15 protein-coding genes are annotated in these 16,662 nt (G+C 74.1%); 12 read left to right on the top strand and 3 right to left on the bottom strand.

The features are described from left to right. Nucleotides 1-140: 140 nt before the first annotated feature. The 6 genes from OSB71_RS11690 (at nucleotide 141) to OSB71_RS24500 (ending at nucleotide 4,742) form a co-directional block, all read left to right on the top strand. A complete protein-coding gene (locus OSB71_RS11690) occupies nucleotides 141-968 on the top strand; it encodes an arylamine N-acetyltransferase family protein (RefSeq protein WP_265947258.1) in 828 nt (275 codons plus the stop codon). Between the two features lie 20 nt (nucleotides 969-988). After that, a complete protein-coding gene (locus OSB71_RS11685) occupies nucleotides 989-1,597 on the top strand; it encodes a YdbC family protein (RefSeq protein WP_265947256.1) in 609 nt (202 codons plus the stop codon). Nucleotides 1,598-1,724: 127 nt separating this feature from the next. Then, complete coding sequence (locus tag OSB71_RS11680; protein ID WP_265947254.1) at nucleotides 1,725-2,381, top strand: histidine phosphatase family protein; 657 nt, start codon at nucleotides 1,725-1,727, stop codon at nucleotides 2,379-2,381. Between the two features lie 64 nt (nucleotides 2,382-2,445). Beyond that, a complete protein-coding gene (locus OSB71_RS11675) occupies nucleotides 2,446-3,345 on the top strand; it encodes an ADP-ribosylglycohydrolase family protein (protein WP_265947253.1) in 900 nt (299 codons plus the stop codon). Nucleotides 3,346-3,354: 9 nt separating this feature from the next. Continuing rightward, nucleotides 3,355-4,062, top strand: coding sequence for a ribonuclease HII (gene rnhB, locus OSB71_RS11670; RefSeq protein WP_265947251.1), 708 nt, complete (start codon nucleotides 3,355-3,357; stop codon nucleotides 4,060-4,062). Nucleotides 4,063-4,349: 287 nt separating this feature from the next. Continuing rightward, complete coding sequence (locus OSB71_RS24500; protein WP_323055276.1) at nucleotides 4,350-4,742, top strand: hypothetical protein; 393 nt, start codon at nucleotides 4,350-4,352, stop codon at nucleotides 4,740-4,742. Nucleotides 4,743-4,754: 12 nt separating this feature from the next. Here OSB71_RS24500 and OSB71_RS11660 read toward each other — a convergent pair whose 3' ends face one another. Together OSB71_RS11660 and OSB71_RS11655 are read right to left on the bottom strand one after the other, a co-directional pair. After that, nucleotides 4,755-5,294, bottom strand: coding sequence for a hypothetical protein (locus OSB71_RS11660; protein WP_265947247.1), 540 nt, complete (start codon nucleotides 5,292-5,294; stop codon nucleotides 4,755-4,757). 225 nt (nucleotides 5,295-5,519) lie between these two features. Next, on the bottom strand, nucleotides 5,520-7,691 hold the full coding sequence (locus OSB71_RS11655; RefSeq protein ID WP_265947245.1) for a RecQ family ATP-dependent DNA helicase: 2,172 nt from the start codon (nucleotides 7,689-7,691) through the stop codon (nucleotides 5,520-5,522). 134 nt (nucleotides 7,692-7,825) lie between these two features. On the opposite strand from OSB71_RS11655, the gene OSB71_RS11650 reads away from it, so the two are divergent. From OSB71_RS11650 to OSB71_RS11625, 6 genes are all read left to right on the top strand, one after another. After that, nucleotides 7,826-9,004, top strand: coding sequence for a DUF4192 domain-containing protein (locus tag OSB71_RS11650; RefSeq protein WP_323055275.1), 1,179 nt, complete (start codon nucleotides 7,826-7,828; stop codon nucleotides 9,002-9,004). 123 nt (nucleotides 9,005-9,127) lie between these two features. After that, entirely contained in the window at nucleotides 9,128-9,874 is a 747-nt protein-coding gene (locus OSB71_RS11645) for an NUDIX hydrolase (RefSeq protein WP_265947243.1), read from the top strand. 125 nt (nucleotides 9,875-9,999) lie between these two features. Beyond that, entirely contained in the window at nucleotides 10,000-11,904 is a 1,905-nt protein-coding gene (locus OSB71_RS11640; RefSeq protein WP_265947241.1) for an ATP-binding cassette domain-containing protein, read from the top strand. 64 nt (nucleotides 11,905-11,968) lie between these two features. Further along, nucleotides 11,969-12,934, top strand: coding sequence for a FadR/GntR family transcriptional regulator (locus OSB71_RS11635; protein WP_323055274.1), 966 nt, complete (start codon nucleotides 11,969-11,971; stop codon nucleotides 12,932-12,934). A gap of 462 nt (nucleotides 12,935-13,396) precedes the next feature. After that, complete coding sequence (locus tag OSB71_RS11630) at nucleotides 13,397-14,986, top strand: RNA polymerase sigma factor (protein ID WP_265947237.1); 1,590 nt, start codon at nucleotides 13,397-13,399, stop codon at nucleotides 14,984-14,986. 196 nt (nucleotides 14,987-15,182) lie between these two features. Next, nucleotides 15,183-16,037, top strand: coding sequence for a S1 family peptidase (locus OSB71_RS11625; protein ID WP_265947235.1), 855 nt, complete (start codon nucleotides 15,183-15,185; stop codon nucleotides 16,035-16,037). Between the two features lie 133 nt (nucleotides 16,038-16,170). Here the strand turns inward: OSB71_RS11625 and OSB71_RS11620 are convergent, their stop codons facing one another. Continuing rightward, nucleotides 16,171-16,392, bottom strand: coding sequence for a DUF7455 domain-containing protein (locus tag OSB71_RS11620; RefSeq protein ID WP_265947233.1), 222 nt, complete (start codon nucleotides 16,390-16,392; stop codon nucleotides 16,171-16,173). Between the last annotated feature and the right edge of the window lie 270 nt (nucleotides 16,393-16,662).

The following is a 16,662-nucleotide window of genomic DNA, read 5'->3' as shown; positions in this document are numbered from 1 at the left end:
CGGCCACGGGCCGGGCCCCGCCCCTCGGCGTCTTGGCGCAATCAGGTGCATACAGAGCGGAATGGTCTCGTCCGCCGCGCTGTTACGCCAGTGCGGAGTGCGGCCACGAGCCGGCCGCCGAAGGAGAGGACGAACGCGGTATGTGGAGTAGCGAGAAGCTGGATCTTGACGCCTACCTGGCGCGCACCGGCTACGCGGGCGGCGAGCTGCGACCCGACGTCGCGACCCTGACCGAACTGCACCGGGCCCACGTGGCCCGCATCCCACTGGAAAACCTGGAAATCATGCTCGACCGCCCCGTGCTCCTGGATCTCGGGGCACTGCAGGACAAGCTCGTCCGCAGCAAGCGCGGTGGCTACTGCTACGAGCAGAACACGCTCTTCGCCGCCGTGCTGGAGCGGATCGGCTTCCCCGTCACCGGGCTCGCCGGCCGCGTGCTCAACGGCGAGCCCGACGCCAAGCGGGCCCCCACGCACATGCTGCTCCAGGTCGAGATCGACGGCGAGCGCTGGATCACCGACGTGGGCTACGGCGGGGAGGGACCGCAAGGCCCCATCCCGCTCGTGGACGGCGCGGAGGTGCGGCAGGGCGACTGGACGTTCTCGCTCGTCCGGCGCCCCGACGCCGTGTGGGAGCTCCGGTCCCTGCGCCCCGAGGGCTGGTTCATCCTCTACACCTTCACCGAGCAGCCCTGCATCCCGCCGGACTACGAGATGGCCAACTACTACGTCAGCACCCACCCACGCTCGCCGTTCACCTCGCGGCCGGTCGTGCAGAAGCCGGAGCCGCAGGCGCGCACCATGCTCACCGGTACGCTCTTGGAGGTGTACCGTCCCGACGGCGCGCGGGAGGCCCGCGAGGTCGCCGAGGACGAGCTCGACGCCGTCCTGGAGCGGGTGTTCGACGTGCGGCTCAGCCCGCAGGAGTCGGCGATCCTGCGGCAGCGGTATCGGACGATCACCGGCTGAGATGCCCTTACGATGGCGCGGTGCTGGTCAAGTGGATGCGGTGCACCGTGGTCGATCGCCGGGCCTTCGAACGAGGGCAGCGGAAGTGGGCTGGCCTGCTGGGCGAGCCCGGTTTCCGGGGGCAGGGCGGAGGCTGGAGCCGGTCGCGGAACGCGGTGGCGCACCTCTTCGGCTTCTGGGAGAGCCGTGCGTTCTACGACTCCTTCATGGCCCGTTCCCACGACCGGCTGCATGCCGCTCAGGTCGGCACCTACCGTGACATGCGCACACTGCTGTTCGAGTACCGCTTCGACGTCAAGACCGGTTTCCGGCCCGAGTTCACCGACACCGACCTGTTGCGCGTGGCCCACTGCAGGGTGCGTGCCGAGCGCGTGGAGCACTACGTGCTGATGCAGGAGAAGGTCTGGAACCCGGCGATGGCCGGTTCTCCCGGCATGGTGCGCGGCGTCTTCGGCCAGGCGGCCTCCGAGGACGAGTTCCTGGTGCTGTCCATGTGGGACTCGGCGGCCGAGCACGGCAAGTACCGCTCCGACCGCATCGAGCGCCTGTCCCTGCGGGCCCAGACCGGGGCCGACATCGCGGCGGTCGACGGCGACGTCATCGACCTGCAGCGGAGCTGGACGGTGTGACGCCCGGCGTGCCCCGCCCCGTGGGCACGCCGGGCGCTCACCGGGGCGGGGGCACGCCGGGGCGCCGCCCGGCGGCCCGGACGCGTGCGGTTGGGAGTACGGCGCGCGCACGGCCTACGCTGGCCCTATGGCTCGTCCCCGGCGCATCGTCCTCCTACGACACGGCGAGTCCGAGGGAAACGCCGACGACTCGGTCTACACCCGGGTGCCCGACCACGCCCTGCGGCTGACCGCCAAGGGGCGCGACCAGGCCGCCCGGGCCGGCCAGGAGTTGCGCGCCCTCTTCGGCGACGACGGCGTGTCCGCCTACGTCTCTCCCTACCGGCGTACCCACGAGACCTTCCGCGAGCTGCGGCTGGACCCGACCCGCGTGCGGGTGCGTGAGGAGCCGCGGCTGCGCGAGCAGGACTGGGGCAACTGGCAGGACTGGCACGACGTGCGCCGCCAGAAGGCCGCCCGCGACGCCTACGGGCACTTCTTCTACCGCTTCTCCCAGGGCGAGTCCGGCGCGGACGTCTACGACCGGGTGGACGCCTTCCTGGAGAGCCTGTGGCGCAGCTTCCAGGCCCCTGACCACCCGCCGAACGTCCTGCTGGTGACCCACGGGCTGACCATGCGCCTGTTCTGCATGCGCTGGATGCACTGGAGCGTGGCGGAGTTCGAGTCCCTGTCCAACCCGGGCAACGGCGAGACCAGGGCGCTGGTGCTCGACTCCGACGGCCGCTACCACCTGGACCGCCCCTTCGAACACTGGTGTCTGCCGGAGCCCTACGGCGCGCCGTGACCTCCGCCGCCGCCCGGCCAGTCGGCCGGTTCCCCGCCGTCCCGTCTCCGGAGTGCCTGCCACCATGACCGCCGACTCCCTCCGCCTGCGCCGCGCGCTGGCGAGCCTGCGGGGGCTCTCCGTCGGGGACGCCCTGGGCGCGCAGTTCTTCTCGCCCGGCCACCGCTCCTTCCTGGCCCGCGGGGAACCCCCGCCCGGCCCTTGGCGGTGGACGGACGACACCGAGATGGCCGCCTCCGTCGTGGCCGTCCTGCACCGCCACGGCGCCGCCGACCAGGACGCGCTCGCGGCCGGCTTCTCCGCCCACCACGACGCCGAGCGGGGATACGGCGCCGCCGTTCACCGCGTGGTGCGGCAGCTCCGGCGGGAAGGTGCCGACTGGCGGGAGCTGGCCGCCGCGCTCTTCGACGGCCAGGGCTCCTGGGGCAACGGGGCGGCCATGCGGGTACCGCCCCTGGGCGCGTGGTTCGCCGACGACCCCGGCCGGGCGGCGGCGGAGGCCGAGCGCTCGGCGTACGTGACCCACCAGCACCGCGAGGCCGTGTGCGGGGCCGTCGCGGTCGCCGTCGCGGCAGCGCTGCGCACCGCCGCCAACCGATGGGGGCCGGACAGCGGCGCCGCCCTGCTGGACGCGGTGACCGCCCGCGTCCCGCGCAGCGCCGTGCGGGACGGCCTGCGGCGCGCCCGAGACCTGCTGGACCACGCCGACGTCGGCACCGCCGCCGCCGTGCTCGGCTGCGGGCGCCGCACCAGCGCCCACGACACCGTGCCGTTCGCCCTGTGGTCGGTGGCCCGGCACGGCGGCGACTTCGTCACGGCCTTCTGGGCCACCGCACGGGCCGGCGGCGACGTCGACACCACCTGCGCCATCGTCGGCGGTGTCCTGGGAGCCGCCCTCGCCCCGCCCGGAACCTGGGTCGATGCCACGGAGCCCCCGCCCGCGTGGGTACCGGCGGCCGAGTAGGCTGAGGCCGTGCCGTACGAACCGCCCACCCACCGCGTCGAACGCTCCCTGCGGGCGACGACGCCGGCCCGGCTGATCGCCGGAGTCGACGAGGTGGGACGGGGGGCCTGGGCCGGCCCGGTCACGGTGTGCGCGGCGGTCACCGGCCTGCGCCGTCCGCCCGCGGGCCTGACGGACTCCAAGCTGCTTACCCGGGCCCGCCGTACCGAACTCGCCGAGGCGCTGACCGGCTGGGTCACCGCCCACGGTCTCGGGCACGCCTGGCCGGAGGAGATCGACGCCCTGGGCATGACGGCGGCGCTGCGGCTGGCCGCCGTGCGAGCCTTGCAGGCGCTGCCCGAGCGTCCGGACGCGGTGATCCTGGACGGTGCCCACGACTACCTCGGTCCGCCGTGGCGGGTGCGCACCGTGGTCAAGGGCGACCGGTCCTGCGTCTCGGTCGCCGCGGCTTCGGTCATCGCCAAGGTCCGGCGGGACGGTTTGATGGCCGAACTCGGGGAGGGACACGAGGAGTTCGACTTCGCCGGAAACGCCGGCTACCCGGCGCCCGCGCACCGTGCGGCGCTCCAGGACCTCGGACCCACTCCGCACCACCGACTGACCTGGGCGTACCTGGATGCCCTGCCGCGCTGGCAGCACCTGAAGAAGCCGCACCCGCTCGTCTCCCTCCCCGCGCCCGCCGGGGAAGCCGAGGCGGAGCAGGCCCAACTGTTCTAGTCCGATACCGGCTGCCCGGCGGCGCACCCGCCGCGCCGCCGCCCGACCGCGTTTGATAGACATCACCCATGCCTCACAGCTCCGAGGAGCCTCAGATCCGCCCCAGCGTTCCCGGCCCCCGCGCATCCGCGGGCGCCGCCATCCCTTCCCCGTCACCCCGCCCCGGCGCTCCGGCGCGCCCCGGTCCGCGTCCGGCTCCGCCGCGCAGCGACCGCAGCCGCCCCCGGTCCGGCCGCCCGGCGACCGCACGCTCCGGCGCGCCCGCCGCGGTCGCCGCTCCCGCGCCGGTGGCTCCGGCCAAGGCCGCGGAGATCGAACTCGTGGCGGCCACGCCCGAGACCGCGGTGGAGACCGCCGACGAGACGGTCGACCGCCTGCTGGACGAGGGCCGCTCGCCCGGCGACGTCCTGCTGATCACCACCGGCGAGTCGCACCCGTGGGCGCAGCACGAGCTGTCCTTCGGTGAGGACGCCTACTGGGGCCAGCAGGCCGCGGGGGAGGACGTGTTCTGCGTGGACGCTGCCGCGGCCGCCCGCGTCACCGCCCGCCCTGTCGTGGTGCTCGCCGTCAACGGCGGCAGCGACGCCCGGATCGCCGAGGCCCTGCCCGCGGCCCTGTCCCGAGCCGGCGCCCAACTCATCGTCTGCGGCGACCCGCACCGCCTGCGCGACCTGCTCTGAGCCCGGCCGCGGTCAGGGCTGCGGCGCGGTGGGGTCCGGCGGTGCGCCGACCGCCGGACTCCGCCCCCAGCGTTCCTCACCCGCCACGCGCCAGCCGTGCCGGGTGAGGGTGATGTAGGGCCCGCAGCGCAGCCCGTGCAGGGAGCAGGCGTCCCGCAAGCCCCACATCCAGGCCCCGTCCTCCTCCGTCCAGCGCCCCTCGCCCTCCCGGCAGTACAGCAGCGCCGCGGTGCGTATCGGTCGGCGCAGCCGCAGGTCGTGGGGTATGACGCGGCGCAGCCTGGCGAGCAGCGCGTTGCGGTACTCCCACCCGTCCGGTGGAGCGGGGCCGGGAGTGAACGACGCGCTGGCCACGAGCCGTTCCTCGGGGTCGAGCACCGCGACCACGGCCGTACGCGGCGCCGGGCGGTGACGTGTGTGCAGACCCGACACCACCTCGCGCGGGTTGCGCAGCAGAGGTATCGCGGCGGCGGCCCACTGCGCGGGCTCGACCGTGCGGGCCAGCCGCGCGGCGGTGTCGGTGGTCGGGCCGTGGACGGAGACGACGGTCATGTTCTCCCCTTTCGCTGCCCCAGGGATGCGGTGGCGCGTTGGGCAGGGCGCACGCCACGACAGGCACGGCGGACGGTGCGGTCCGAGGTGGGAGTCGGGCCCATTGTCGCTGGCCGGAACGGAAACCGGCAACGCTCGATTCCGCCACCGCGTCCGGCGCCGCCGACGCGCCCGCCGACCCCTCGCGTCGCGGATGGCGCCGCAGTGGGGCGTTGTGGGTCCAGGTCAGCCTTGGACAGCGAGCACCAGCGGCCTCACCTCCCGCGCACCGGCCTGCAGCAGCAGCCGCGCCGCCACCGCGAGCGTCCAGCCGGTGTCCGTGTAGTCGTCGACCAGGAGCAGCGGGCCCCCAGCGGCGGACACCGCCTCCCGCAGCGCGTCGGGTACCCGCAGCGCGGTGTGGAGGGCCCGCACCCGCCGCGCGCTGTTGGTGTGTTCGGCCGCCAGGTCGACGCCGTCGGCGTCGGCGGTGACCGTGCCGAGCAGCGGTATCCGCCCGATGGCGGCGATGCGCTCGGCCAGGGAGCCCACCAGCACGGGTCGGGAGCGCGAGCCCAGCGCCACCACCGCGGCAGGCCGACGCTGGGCGTCCGCCGCGCCGGAGGCCCAACCGCCCGGGCCCTTGGCCCAGTCGGAGAGGACCTCGACGACGGCCCCCACCACGTCCTCGGGCACCGGCCCGTCCGGAGCCTGGGGGCTGACCAGCGGGCGCAGCCGGTTCCCCCACCCGATGTCCGTGAGGCGACCGACGGCCCGCCCCGGGGCCGCCTGCTGGTCGGCGGGAATCCGGCCCCGCAGGTCCACCCCGATCGCGGGCAGCCCGGTGGGCCACATCTTCCGGGGTTCCACCTCCACACCGGCGCGGCCGAGTTCGCCCCGGGCGGCTTTCACCGCGTCGGCGGGGACCTCGGTGGTCAAGCGCGGCCCGGCGCAGTTGTCACAGCGTCCGCACGGCGCCGCGTCCGGGTCGTCGAGCTGGCGGCGCAGGAACTCCATGCGGCACTGGTCGGTCGTCACGTACTCGCGCATGGCCTGCTGTTCGGCCGCGCGCTGCCGGGCCACCCAGGCGTAGCGTTCGGCGTCGTAGTCCCAGGGCCGTCCGGTGGCCGTCCAGCCGCCCCGGACCCTGCGCACGGCGCCGTCCACGTCGAGCACCTTGAGCATCGTCTCCAACCGTGAGCGGCGCAGCTCGACGCGCGGCTCCAGGGCGGGCACGGAGACCGGCCCGTCGGCGTCCGCCAGCACCTGGAGGGTGCGCCGCACCTGCTCCTCGGGCGGGAAGCCGAGCGAGGCGAAGTAGCGCCAGATGGCCTCGTCCTCGCGGCCGGGCAGCAGGAGCACCTCGGCGTGCTCCACGCCACGCCCCGCCCGGCCGACCTGCTGGTAGTAGGCGATGGGCGAGGACGGCGAACCCAGGTGCACCACGAAGCCGAGGTCGGGCTTGTCGAAGCCCATGCCCAGCGCCGAGGTGGCCACCAACGCCTTGACCCGGTTGGCGAGGAGGGCCTCCTCGGCCGCCGCGCGGTCGGCGTTCTCGGTGCGGCCGGTGTAGGCGGACACCTCGTGGCCGCGCTGCCGGAGGTAGGCCGCCACCTCTTCGGCCGCCGCCACGGTGAGTGTGTAGATGATGCCCGAGCCCGGCAGGCGGGGCAGGTGGGTGTCCAGCCAGGCCAGTCGGTGGGCGGCGTCGGGCAGGTTCAGCGCGGCAAGGCTGAGGGAGGCGCGGTCCAGCGGGCCGCGCAGCACGAGGGCGTCCGTGGCGGAATCGCCCGGCCCGGTGCCGAGTTGGTCGGCGACGTCCGCGGTGACCCGGGCGTTGGCCGTCGCCGTCGTGGCCAGGACGGGAACGCCGGGGCGCAGGGTGGCCAGCATGCTGCGCAATCGGCGGTAGTCGGGCCGGAAGTCGTGCCCATAGTCGGAGATGCAGTGCGCCTCGTCGACGACGAGCAGACCGGTCGACGCCGCGAGGGCGGGCAGCACCTGGTCGCGGAAGTCGGGGTTGTTGAGCCGCTCCGGCGAGACGAGCAGGACGTCCACCGCGCCGTCGGCCACCGAGCGGGCGACGTCCTCCCACTCCTCCACGTTGGCCGAGTTGATGGTGCGGGCCCGAATGCCCGCACGCGAGGCCGCCTCGATCTGGTTGCGCATGAGGGCCAGCAGCGGGGAGACGATGACGGTGGGGCCGCTGCCCCGCGCGCGGAGCAGTGCGGTGGCGACGAAGTACACCGCCGACTTGCCCCAGCCGGTGCGCTGGACGACCAGCACCCGGCGCCCCTCGGCGACGAGCGCCTCGACGGCCCGCCACTGGTCCTCCCGCAGCCGGGCCTCACCGGTGGCGTCCCCGACCAGACGGGCCAGGACGGCGTCGGCGGAGGTGCGCAGCTCGTTCGCAGTCATGGGTCCATGGAACCCGACGGCCCCGACAGCGGGCGAATCGCGGTTGTGGACAAAGTGACCGACCATCCGACCAGTCCTACGATATGTCACGCACTGTGTACGGAGGAAAACGGCACTCCGGCATCGTCGGAGTCATGACGCACAACGACCGGCCGCACGGCCACCAGGCGCCGCTTCAGGCGCTCGCCGAACCGCACGTCACCCTGCGCGGCCCCGGGGAGCTGGCCGACGCCCTTCCGTACCTGCTCGGTTACCACCCCGACGACTCCATCGTGGTCGTCGCCGTCCACGGCGAGGCGGGCCGCTTCGGTGGCCGCATCCGCGTGGGCATCCCGTCCGTCCGCCAGGAGTGGCCCGACACCGCTCGCCAGGTCGCCGAGTGTCTGCGGGCCAACAGCTCCGCCCGCGGGGACGCCCCGGACGGCGCGTTGCTCTACCTCTGCCGCGACCCGGAGGGTCAGGAGGAGCCGCGCGCGGTGATGGAGCGCCTGCGGCCGCTGGCCCAGGAGCTGCGCGAAGCCTGCGGAGCACGGGAGATGCCCGTGTACGAGGCGCTCTGCGTCTCCGGCGGCCGCTACTTCTCCTACTGCTGCGCACAGCCGCACTGCTGCCCGCCCGAGGGGTCCGCCCTCGGGCCGCCGGGGGAGTCGGCCATGGCCGCCGCCGCGGCCTACGCCGGCATCCGGGTACAGGGTTCCCTCAAGGAGCTGACCGCGCGTTTCGCTCCCCTGGGGCCGCCGTCGGCCACGGCCCAGGAGCAGGCGCTGGACGCCGCCAGTGCCGCGCTGCTGCCCCGCATGCTCGGGGAGTACACCCGCGCCGGGGTGCGCGCGGAGGTGCTGGAGGTGACCGAACGGTTGCTGACCCGCTACCGGGCGGGGCGACCGCTGCCGGGGGCACCCGACGCCGATGCCGACGCCGGCGACGACGCCGCCTTGGCGGACGAGGAGGCGGCGACGCTCATCGTCGGCCTCCAGGACCGCGTCACCCGCGACCGCGCCGCTGAATGGATGGAAGGGGATGACGCGGAACCCGCCCTGCGCCTGTGGCGAGCGGTCAGCCGGCGCTGCGTGGGCGCCTACGTCGAGTACGCCGCCGCTCCACTCACCCTGGCCGGATGGGTCGCCTGGTCCAGCGGTGACGACACCGGGGCCCGGGTGGCGCTCGGCCGGGCGCTCGAAGTGGACGCCGGGTGCGTGTTCGCCCGGCTGCTGCACTCGGCGTGCAACAGCGGGCTGGACCCGGAGCCGTTGCGCGCGTGCCTGCGCGGCCAGCGCGCGGCGATTGGGCGCCGCCGACCGGAAGTGGAGTGAGGTCGGCCTCCGCCGCACCCGGACACGCCCGTGCCCCGCACCGGGCCGCGCCCACCGCCCCGCGGGTACGCGGAGCGCGGGTGAGCCCCTGTTTATCGTCAGGGAGACGACTATGATCATGGCATGCCCTACGACCCGTCGGCTTACCCGCCCTTCGCCGTCACCGTCGATCTGGTCGTGCTCACCGTGCGTCGGCACGCGCTGTGCGCCCTGGCCGTGCGCCGCGGTGAGGCACCTTTCCAGGGGCAGTGGGCGCTGCCCGGAGGATTCGTGCGGCCCGAGGAGGACCTCGGCGCGGCGGCGGCGCGCGAGCTGGCCGAGGAGACCGGGTTGCGCGTGCAGGAGCCGGGCGGGCACCGAGCGCACCTGGAGCAGCTCGCCACCTACGGCGATCCGGGACGTGATCCGCGCATGCGGGTGGTCAGCGTGGCTCATCTGGTGCTGGCGCCGGATCTCCCCGCCCCCGTATCCGGCGGCGACGCGAAGACGGCCCGGTGGGCGCCGGTGGACCGGCTGCTGGCCCCCGCGGGGGCGGATCGCGAGGACGGCTCCTCCTCGCCCCTGGCCTTCGACCACGCGCGCATCCTGGGCGACGGCGTGGAGCGGGCGCGTTCGAAGATCGAGTACTCCTCGCTCGCCACCGCCTTCTGCCCCTCGGAGTTCACGGTGGGGGAGTTGCGGCGCGTGTACGAGGCGGTGTGGGGCGTCGCGCTGGACCCGCGCAACTTCCACCGGAAGGTCACCGGCACCCCGGGGTTCCTGGTGCCCACCGGCGGTACCACGACGCGTCAGGGCGGGCGTCCCGCGCAGTTGTTCCGGGCGGGTGGGGCCACGTTGCTCAATCCGCCGATGCTGCGGCCGGAGGTGTGAACCAGCGCGCCGAGGGCCGCACCCGGGTCGCACGACATTCCGGCGAGACACCGGGCTGCCCGTAAAGTCCGACATGTCGCGTTATCGTGCTTGGCGTTCCCTCATTGCGCCCAGCGGGAGAAGCGATGATTCAGGCGATCGGACTCACCAGCGCCCCCCGCCGTGGCCGGCCGCCCGCCGTCGACGACCTCACCTTCGAGGCGCGACCCGGACGCGTCACCGCGTTGCTCGGCCCGGCCGGGGCGGGCAAGAGCACGGCCCTGCGGCTGATGCTCCAGTTGCAGGGCGGGCGGGGGGTGGCCCTATTCCGCGGTCGGCCACTGCACCAGATTCCGCTGCCGACCCGGGAAGTGGGCGTGCTCCTTGGCGACGTGCCCGGCCACCCGGGGCGCACCGCGCGCGGGCACCTGCGGATGCTGGCCGCCGCCGCCGGCGTGCCGGCGTCGCGCGCGGACGAGCTGCTGGAGGTGGTCGGCCTCAGCGGCCTCGCCGAACAGCGGCTGGGTGCCTTCTCGCTCGGCATGGACCGGCGGCTCGGGCTGGCGGCGGCCCTCCTGGGGGACCCGCACACCCTCGTGCTCGACGACCCCGGGCGGGGGCTCACCCCCCGGGAGGCCGCGTGGCTGCGCAACCTGCTGCGCGGATACGCGGAGCAGGGCGGACTCGTCCTCACCACCACGCGGGACCCGAAGGAGGCGGCGGGGCTCGCCGACCGGGTGGTCACGCTCGCGTCCGGGCGTCTGCGCGCGGATCAGGAGGTGGCCGACTTCGCGCGTACCCGGCTGCGTCCGCGCGTGGTCGTGGCCTCGCCGCACGCCCGCAGGCTCGCCACCGTACTCGCGCAGGAGGCGCGCAGCGCGGCCCGCGCGGAGATCTTCGCGGTGGCCCGGAAGACGGCGGCACCCGAGCCCCGGGGACTCGCCGCCGGGGGCGCCTCGCAGGAGGGCCCCGCCGAAACGGGCGGCGCGGTGGAGGTGGTGCAGGAGAGCGGCGGGCGGATCGCCGTCTACAACAGCAGTTGCGCCCTGGTGGGGGAGACGGCCTACCGGCACGGCATCCTCATCCACCGGCTCGCGGATGAGATCGGGGACGCGGGGGGCCCGTCGGCCCAGCCGCTCGACCGCGCCGACGGGCGCACCCCGCCCGCGCCCCGCTCGGCGAGCGAAGCGGGCGACGCCTCCCACGGGAAGCTCGCCGTCGCCGCCACCGCGCCGGCCTCCCGGACGGGGCGCCGCCCCCGGCTGCCCGCACTGCCACCACCCCGCCCCTGCCGCCCGCTGCGCTACGAGTTGCACCGGTTGACCGGGGTGCGCAGCGGTTGGCTCGTCGCGGCCACCGCACTCGTGTGCGCTCTGGCGGGCGCGCTCCTGCTCGGCTACGGTGCCGGCGACGCGGGCGGCCTCCGCGCCCTCACCGGCTGGCCCGCGCCGCTTCCGCTGCCTCCGGTGGCCGTCGCGGCCGGGCTCCTCGGCGCGCTCTCCTTCGGGCAGGAGGTCCGCTACCCCGCGCTGGTCCCGGCCCAGGTGCCGGTGCCGCGGCGCCTCGGCCTGCTGCTGGCCAAGCTCACCGTCACCGGCGTCACCGCGCTGCTGCTGACCGTGTCGACGGTGACGCTGAACGGTGCCGCCCTGACCGCCCTCTACGGTGCCGGCTTCCTCGACCCGCCCGCGCACTGGCCGCTGGGCCTGCTGGCGACGGCCGCGCTGGCGGTGGGCTGCGCCTGGGTCGGCCTGCTGGCAGCCGCCGTGTTCCGCTCCACGGCCATGGGCACGGTGGCCGTCCTGGCCGCACCCCTGGCGCTGGGGCCCGCGGTGCGGGCCCTGCTGACGCGCCCGGGCCAGGACGCGGCGAGTGTCCTCGCGCAGCACCTGGAGCCCTACCTCCGGGTGCGGTGGCCCGCCGGCGCTCCGGAGTGGGCGCCGACCGCCGCCCGGTTGGTCTCGCAGCCGGTCAGCGGCGCCCTGGCCGTCCTGCTGGCCGCGCTGCTGTGCGCCTACGCCGCTACCCGCCTGCGCGGCCGCGCCCGCTGACGCGGGCCTCGGCCACCTCGCTGACCAGCGTCAATCGCACACCGATCGACGATCACCCTTTCGTGTGCTTTTCACCAAAGCCCTCAAGACCGGCCGGGGGGCCGCCGACAAAGGATGCGTGACTACCCTTGCGCACTCCACGATGACCGCCGCCCGCACCGCCGACTCCGGCCACGGTGAGCTGGACCGTTACTCCTACGCGGAGTCCACCGGCGTCCCGCGGGCCACCACCAGCGTCCCGGCCTGGGGAAACGGCGACTCCGACATGGCCCGGGCGGGGCGCCGCGCAGCGGGAAACCGCGGCCGGGGCCTGCACGGCCAGCTCGTCCAGCAGCTCGGCCAGATGATCGTCTCCGGTGACCTGGGAGCGGACCGCCCCCTGGTCCCCGAGGAGATCGGACAGCGGTTCGAGGTGTCCCGCACCGTGGTCCGCGAGTCCCTGCGCGTGCTGGAGGCCAAGGGCCTCGTCAGCGCCCGGCCGAACGTCGGCACCCGCGTGCGGCCCGTGACCGACTGGAACCTGCTCGACCCGGACATCATCGAATGGCGCGCCTTCGGCCCGCAGCGCGACGACCAGCGCCGGGAGCTGCGCGAACTGCGCAGCGCGATCGAGCCGCTGGCCGCGCGCCTGGCCGTCGGCCACGGCCGCGACGAACTCCAGCAGCGCCTGACCGACATGGTCGAGATCATGGGGCGGGCGCTCCCGCAGGGCGACGGCCTCACCTTCTCGCGCGCCGACGCGGAGTTCCACGCCCTGCTGCTGCAGGCCGCGGGCAACCGCATGCTGGAACACCTGTCGGGCATCGTCTGCGCCGCCCTGCACGTCTCGGGCGGACCGGCGACCGGCTGCGAGCGGCCCACCGAGGCCGCCGTCGCGCAGCACCGGCGGATCGTCGACGCGCTGGACGCGGGCGAGCCCGCCGCGGCCGAGACGGCCATGCGCCAACTCCTCACCGTCCACACGGAGCCGCCCGTCGCGGGGCCCCCCGCCGCCGACGGGCATGTGGTGCCCGCCCCGCGCGAGCACTGAGCCCGGCGCGGCTGCCGCGCGGTCGCCGGTCCGGCCCGGCGCTCCCCGTACTCCGGTGGTCGTCGGGCGCCCCGCTTCCCGTGTCCCCCTCGCGTCCCCTCACGTCCCTTCGTGTCCCTCCGCGTCTCCTCGCGCTGTCGCCGGGCCCCGTCCGCTGGGTCCCGGCGACAGCGCGTGGGGCGTCTCTCCACCCTGCCGGGCGCGGGCGGGCGCGGCTTTCGCGCGTGGATCACCCGGTATGTCCTGTGACTCGGGACACGCGGAACCCCCGTAACGCTTTCCCTGTGGAGCGCGATGGTTCAAGAGGTGGCAGCCGCAGAGGGAATACGGCCCCCAGCAACGCCGTTGTATTCCTGCCTGCACCGTTACCCCGGGCAGCCGGTTCAACCCCACCGGTGCTCGTCGGTTCCGCCCGTCCCCGGACGGGGCCGAAGTCGTTTCCATCGTTTCGAGAGGTTGTTCGTGTCGGCCAGCACATCCCGTACGCTCCCTGCGGAGATCGCCGAGTCCGAGTCTGTGATGGCGCTCATCGAGCGGGGAAAGACTGAGGGGCAGATCGCCGGCGACGATGTGCGTCGGGCCTTCGAGGCTGACCAGATTCCGCCGACCCAGTGGAAGAACGTCCTGCGCAGCCTCAACCAGATCCTCGACGAGGAGGGTGTGACGCTGATGGTGAGTGCCGCCGAGGCGCCCAAGCGCACCCGTAAGAGCGTCGCAGCGAAGGCCCCGGCCCGGCGTGCCGCCAAACCGGTCGCGGCCAAGGCCGCCGTCAAGAAGACCGCCCCGGCGCCGGCGGCCGAGGAGTCCGTCACCGAGGTGGCGGCGGCCGAGGAGTCCGCCGTTCCGGGTGAGTCCCAGCCCGCCAAGAAGGCCGCGGCCAAGAAGGCGGTGGCGAAGAAGGCCACCGCGAAGAAGGCCACCGCCAAGAAGACCGCCGCGAAGAAGACGACGGCCAAGAAGTCAGTGGTCGACGAGTTGCTCGAGGGCGATGAGGAGGCCCTGGAGGAGCCCGCCGCCCCGAAGGCCGGCAAGGGCGGCCCGGAGGAGGCCGAGCCGAAGGCCGAGGGGGAGACCGGCGAGGGCTTCGTCCTGTCCGACGACGACGAGGACGACGCGCCCGCCCAGCAGGTGGCCGCGGCCGGTGCCACCGCCGACCCGGTGAAGGACTACCTCAAGCAGATCGGCAAGGTGCCGCTGCTCAACGCCGAGCAGGAGGTGGAACTCGCCAAGCGGATCGAGGCGGGCCTGTTCGCCGAGGACAAGTTGTCGAACTCCGACAAGCTCGCCCCCAAGCTCAAGCGCGAGCTGGAGATCATCGCCGAGGACGGCCGGCGGGCCAAGAACCATCTGCTGGAGGCCAACCTCCGCCTGGTGGTCTCGCTGGCCAAGCGCTACACCGGTCGCGGCATGCTGTTCCTGGACTTGATCCAGGAGGGCAACCTCGGCCTGATCCGTGCGGTGGAGAAGTTCGACTACACCAAGGGCTACAAGTTCTCCACCTACGCCACCTGGTGGATCCGGCAGGCGATCACCCGCGCCATGGCGGACCAGGCGCGCACGATCCGCATCCCGGTGCACATGGTGGAGGTCATCAACAAGCTGGCCCGTGTCCAGCGCCAGATGCTCCAGGACCTGGGCCGCGAGCCCACGCCGGAGGAGCTGGCCAAGGAGCTGGACATGACGCCGGAGAAGGTCGTCGAGGTCCAGAAGTACGGCCGGGAGCCGATCTCCCTGCACACCCCGCTGGGTGAGGACGGCGACAGCGAGTTCGGTGATCTCATCGAGGACTCCGAGGCCGTCGTCCCGGCCGACGCCGTCAGCTTCACCCTGCTGCAGGAGCAGCTCCACTCGGTGCTCGACACGCTGAGCGAGCGGGAGGCGGGCGTCGTCTCCATGCGGTTCGGTCTCACCGACGGGCAGCCGAAGACGCTGGACGAGATCGGCAAGGTCTACGGCGTCACGCGCGAGCGCATCCGGCAGATCGAGTCCAAGACGATGTCCAAGCTCCGCCACCCCTCCCGCAGCCAGGTGCTGCGCGACTACCTGGACTGAGTTCCACACGTGCCGCCCGTGTGGGCCGCGCCCCGACGCCGGGGCGCGGCCCACACGCGTCACCGAAGGGCGAAGCGCGCATCCCTGCGACGCGAGCGCGCGCCGCCGGGGCGCGCACGGCGCCGGATTGAAGATCCGACACTCCGGTGCCGCAAGCACGGGGTGAGCGGTTGAGCGCGTAGAGTCAGGTAGCCCTATGAGAACTCTTACGCGCCTGGTGCTCGGCGCCCTCAGCCTCGCCCTGCCGGCCACCCTCGCCGCCGCCACCGCCCCCCAGGCGACGGCCGGGCCGCCCGTGACGCAGCGGGTGATCGGTGGGGGGCCCGTCAGTACCGACGATCATCCCTGGGTCGTCGCCCTGGCCAGCCGGGAGCTGTTCGGCCCGGCGCGGTCGGGGCAGTTCTGCGGTGGCGTCGTCGTCGCTCCCCGCGCGGTCGTCACCGCGGCGCACTGCCTGGGCGCCGAGGTGCTGGGCGTCGACCATCAGCAGGTCGGCGACCTGCGCGTGCTCAGCGGCCGCAGCGACCTGCGGACGTCCGCGGGCCAGGAGATCGACGTGGCGCGCGTGTGGGTCAACCCGGAGTACGACAGCCGCACGAACTCCGGCGACCTCGCCGTGCTCCGCCTGGCCCGTCCGCTGCCGCGGGAGGCGGCGCTGCCCCTCGCCGCACCGGACGACGCGGCCTACGGCGCCGGGACACCGGCCCGGGTCTACGGCTGGGGCGACACGCGCGGGGACGGCCGCTACGCCACCCGGCTGCGCGCGGCCGCGGTCCGGGTGCTCGACGACCGCCGGTGCGCGACGGCCTACCCGGGGGGTGTGGCCGGCACCTACCAGGCCGGCACGATGATGTGCGCCGGGCTGCCCGAGGGCGGTCAGGACGCCTGCCAGGGTGACAGCGGCGGGCCGCTGGTGGCCGACGGGCGCCTGGTCGGGCTGGTGTCGTGGGGTGTCGGCTGCGGGGAGCGCGGGCTGCCCGGCGTCTACACGCGGGTCGGGGCCCTGCGGCAGTCGATCGAGGACGCCATGGGAGCCCAGCGGGCGGTGTGAGCGGTGTCACGCGCGGGGGCGTGGCGCGACGACGACGGGCGGCCACCCTGGTGGGGTGGCCGCCCGTGGCGTCGGCGTCAGCAGCCGAAACGCGCTCGTCTGTGTCGGTACGCGTGCGTCCGGCGTACGGACGTCAGCGTTCGTCGTTGGCGGGGGTGGCGGTGAGCCGCTCCGTCTCGTCCTGTATCTCGGCGGCGATCTTCTTCAGTTCCGGCTCGAACTTCCGGCCGTGGTGCGCGCAGAACAGCAGCTCGCCACCGCTCTCCAGCACGACGCGCAGGTAGGCCTGGGCGCCGCAGCGGTCACAGCGGTCCGCCGCCGTCAGCGGGCTCGCGGGTGTCAGAACAGTAGTCACGTCGCCTCATCTCTAGCTCGACGAGCTGTCGTACCAGGGTCAACATCCAACCAGCCCGAGATTGTTCCTGCCCGGTGCGTTTTCCCTGAGGTCTTTCCCTCCCCAGGGGACGGATGTTGCCGGTTGGCGGCGAAAGAGCCGTACTTGCAGGTTACTGGTTGCCGGTGCGTTTCATTCGGTTCGTCCGGTGAGTGCCCCCGGTTGGCTGGGCGGTCATCCGGCTCGTATCGGAGGACGTGCCCGGAGCCTAAATGGTTCATGCCTCAAAGG

Origin of the sequence: Streptomyces marinisediminis (assembly GCF_026262575.1) — a bacterium.
Taxonomy (GTDB): Bacteria; Actinomycetota; Actinomycetes; order Streptomycetales; family Streptomycetaceae; genus Streptomyces; species Streptomyces marinisediminis.
This window is presented reverse-complemented; position numbering and strand designations above follow the sequence as displayed.

Bases quoted from the DNA above. Each gene is read 5' to 3' on its own strand.
- OSB71_RS11655 (WP_265947245.1), bottom strand. From the start codon at position 7,691: ATGACTGCGAACGAGCTGCGCACCTCCGCCGACGCCGTCCTGGCCCGT.
- OSB71_RS11680 (WP_265947254.1), top strand. From the start codon at position 1,725: ATGGCTCGTCCCCGGCGCATCGTCCTCCTACGACACGGCGAGTCCGAG.
- OSB71_RS11675 (WP_265947253.1), top strand. From the start codon at position 2,446: ATGACCGCCGACTCCCTCCGCCTGCGCCGCGCGCTGGCGAGCCTGCGG.
- OSB71_RS11625 (WP_265947235.1), top strand. From the start codon at position 15,183: ATGAGAACTCTTACGCGCCTGGTGCTCGGCGCCCTCAGCCTCGCCCTG.
- OSB71_RS11660 (WP_265947247.1), bottom strand. From the start codon at position 5,294: ATGACCGTCGTCTCCGTCCACGGCCCGACCACCGACACCGCCGCGCGG.
- OSB71_RS11645 (WP_265947243.1), top strand. From the start codon at position 9,128: ATGCCCTACGACCCGTCGGCTTACCCGCCCTTCGCCGTCACCGTCGAT.
- OSB71_RS11650 (WP_323055275.1), top strand. From the start codon at position 7,826: ATGACGCACAACGACCGGCCGCACGGCCACCAGGCGCCGCTTCAGGCG.
- OSB71_RS11640 (WP_265947241.1), top strand. From the start codon at position 10,000: ATGATTCAGGCGATCGGACTCACCAGCGCCCCCCGCCGTGGCCGGCCG.
- OSB71_RS11690 (WP_265947258.1), top strand. From the start codon at position 141: ATGTGGAGTAGCGAGAAGCTGGATCTTGACGCCTACCTGGCGCGCACC.